The sequence below is a fragment of the Streptomyces hygroscopicus subsp. hygroscopicus genome (assembly GCF_001553455.1).
In the GTDB taxonomy this organism is placed as follows: domain Bacteria; phylum Actinomycetota; class Actinomycetes; order Streptomycetales; family Streptomycetaceae; genus Streptomyces; species Streptomyces hygroscopicus.
Map to the genome: position 1 here is coordinate 1 of NZ_BBOX01000635.1, position 2329 is coordinate 2329.

The following is a 2329-nucleotide window of genomic DNA, read 5'->3' on the forward strand; positions in this document are numbered from 1 at the left end:
ACGGCCGGTGATCAGACGGGGGTCGGGGCGTCCTTCGGCGAGGGCGCGGGTGGTGGCGAGGGCGTCTTCGGTGGTGGTGGTCAGGATGATGGCGCGGTGGTCGAGGGCGGCGCGGGTGGTGGCCAGTGACCAGCCGATGTCCACCGCCCGTGGGGTGTCCCCGGATTCCAGGTGGCTGAGCAGGCGTTGGGCCTGGGCGCGCAGGGCCTCGGCGCTCTTGGCGGACAGCAGCCACGGGACCACCCCACCGGTGGCCACCAGCCCCGGAGTCTCCGGCTCCGACCCGTCCGCCTCCGACCCGTCCGCTTCCGGCGTGGTCGCCGTCTCCGGCGCCTGCTCCAGGATCACATGCGCGTTCGTCCCACTGATACCGAAGGAGGAGATCCCGGCGCGGCGGGGGCGTCCGGTCTCGGGCCAGGGCTGGGCCTCGGTGAGCAGGGACACCGCGCCCGAGGTCCAGTCCACCTTGGTGGTGGGTTCGTCGATGTGCAGGGACCGCGGCAGCGTGCCGTGCCGCAGTGCCAGCACCATCTTGATCAGGCCGGCGATGCCCGCGGCGGCCTGGGTGTGGCCGATGTTGGACTTCAGCGAGCCGAGCCACAGGGGCTGGTCCGCCGGGCGGTCCTGGCCGTAGGTGGCCAGCAGGGCCTGGGCCTCGATGGGGTCGCCGAGCGAGGTGCCGGTGCCGTGGGCCTCGACCGCGTCCACATCGGAGGGTGAGAGTCCGGCGTTCGCCAGGGCCTGGCGGATCACCCGCTGCTGCGACGGCCCGTTGGGGGCGGTCAGGCCGTTGCTGGCCCCGTCCTGGTTCACCGCCGTGCCCCGGATCACGGCCAGCACCTCGTGGCCGTTGCGGCGCGCCTCGGACAGCCGCTCCAGCAGCACCAGCCCGACGCCCTCGCTGAAGGTCGTGCCGTCCGCGCCCTCGCTGAAGGACTTGCTGCGGCCGTCGGGGGCGAGACCGCGCTGGCGGGAGAAGCTGATGAAACCGCTGGGCTTGGCGATCACCGTCACACCGCCCGCGAGGGCCATCGAGCACTCGCCCGCCCGCACCGCCTGTACCGCCAGGTGCAGCGCCACCAGCGACGACGAGCAGGCCGTGTCCACCGTCACCGCGGGGCCTTCCAGACCCAGCAGGTAGGCCACCCGACCGGAGGCCACACTCGTGGTGCTGCCGGTCATCAGGTACCCCTCCAACTCCGGCGGGGGCGCCTCGGACGAGGAGATGTATCCCTGGTCGATGACCCCGGCGAACACCCCGATGGCCTGTCCGCGCACGGACGTCGGGTCGATGCCCGCGCGTTCGAACAGCTCCCAGGAGGTTTCGGCGAGCAGCCGCTGCTGCGGGTCCATCGCCAGCGCCTCGCGCGGCGAGATGCCGAAGAACTCGGCGTCGAAGTCACCGGCGCCGGTGAGGAAACCGCCGTCGCGCACGTAGGACTTGCCCACGGCGTCCGGGTCGAGGTCGAACAGCGTCTCCAGGTCCCAGCCGCGGTCCGCGGGGAACGGCCCGATCGCGTCCCGGCCCTGGGACACCAGATCCCACAGCGTCTCCGGGTCGGTGACCTGGCCGGGCAGCCGGCAGTTCATCGCCACGATGGCCACCGGGTCCTCCGCCGGGTCCGCCCCGGACGGGGGTGCCACCGCCGGTGCCGGCAGCGAGGCCGGGTCCCCGGCCACCAGGGACCGCAGACGCGCGGCCATCGCCTCGGGTGTCGCGTAGTCGAACACGACCGTCGCGGGAAGGCGCAGCCCGGTCGCGCCGGAGAGCCGGTTGCGCAGCTCCACGGCGATGAGCGAGTCCACTCCCACCTCGCTGAACGCGCGCCCGGGGGCCACGGCCTCCTTCCCGGTGTGCCCGAGCACGGTCGCCGTGTGGTCCCGCACCAGGTCCAGCAGCAGCCGGTGCTGTTCGGCCTCGGACAGCGCCGCCAGCCGGGCCGCGAGACCTCCCTCGGCCGCCGGGCCCGCGGTGGCCCGCAGGGTGCGCCGGGCCGGGCGGACCAGACCGGTCAGCAGTGGCGGTACGTCCCCCGGGGCGGCCTCGTCGCGCAGCGCGCCGGGGTCGAGCTTCGCCGGTACCACCAGGGGCAGCCCCAGCTCCAGGGCGCTGTCGAAGAGGTGCAGGGCGTGCTCGGTGCTCATCGGACGCATCACACCGCGTGTGCCGCGCTCCCGGTTCGCCGCCACCATGGCGGCCGACAGCTCGCTGGTCTCCGCCCACAGGCCCCAGGCCAGGGACAGCCCCGCCAGTCCGGCCGCGCGCCGCCACTGTACGAAGGCGTCGAGGAAGGTGTTGGCGGCGGCGTAGTTGGCCTGGCCCGCGTTG

The 2329-nt window shown here is 73.9% G+C and carries 1 protein-coding gene; it reads right to left on the reverse strand.

Annotation, left to right across the window (positions count from 1 at the left end; translation table 11 throughout):
- On the reverse strand, positions 1 to 2329 hold a 2329-nt coding region (locus tag AXW62_RS39525), incomplete at both ends, for a type I polyketide synthase (protein WP_159061120.1).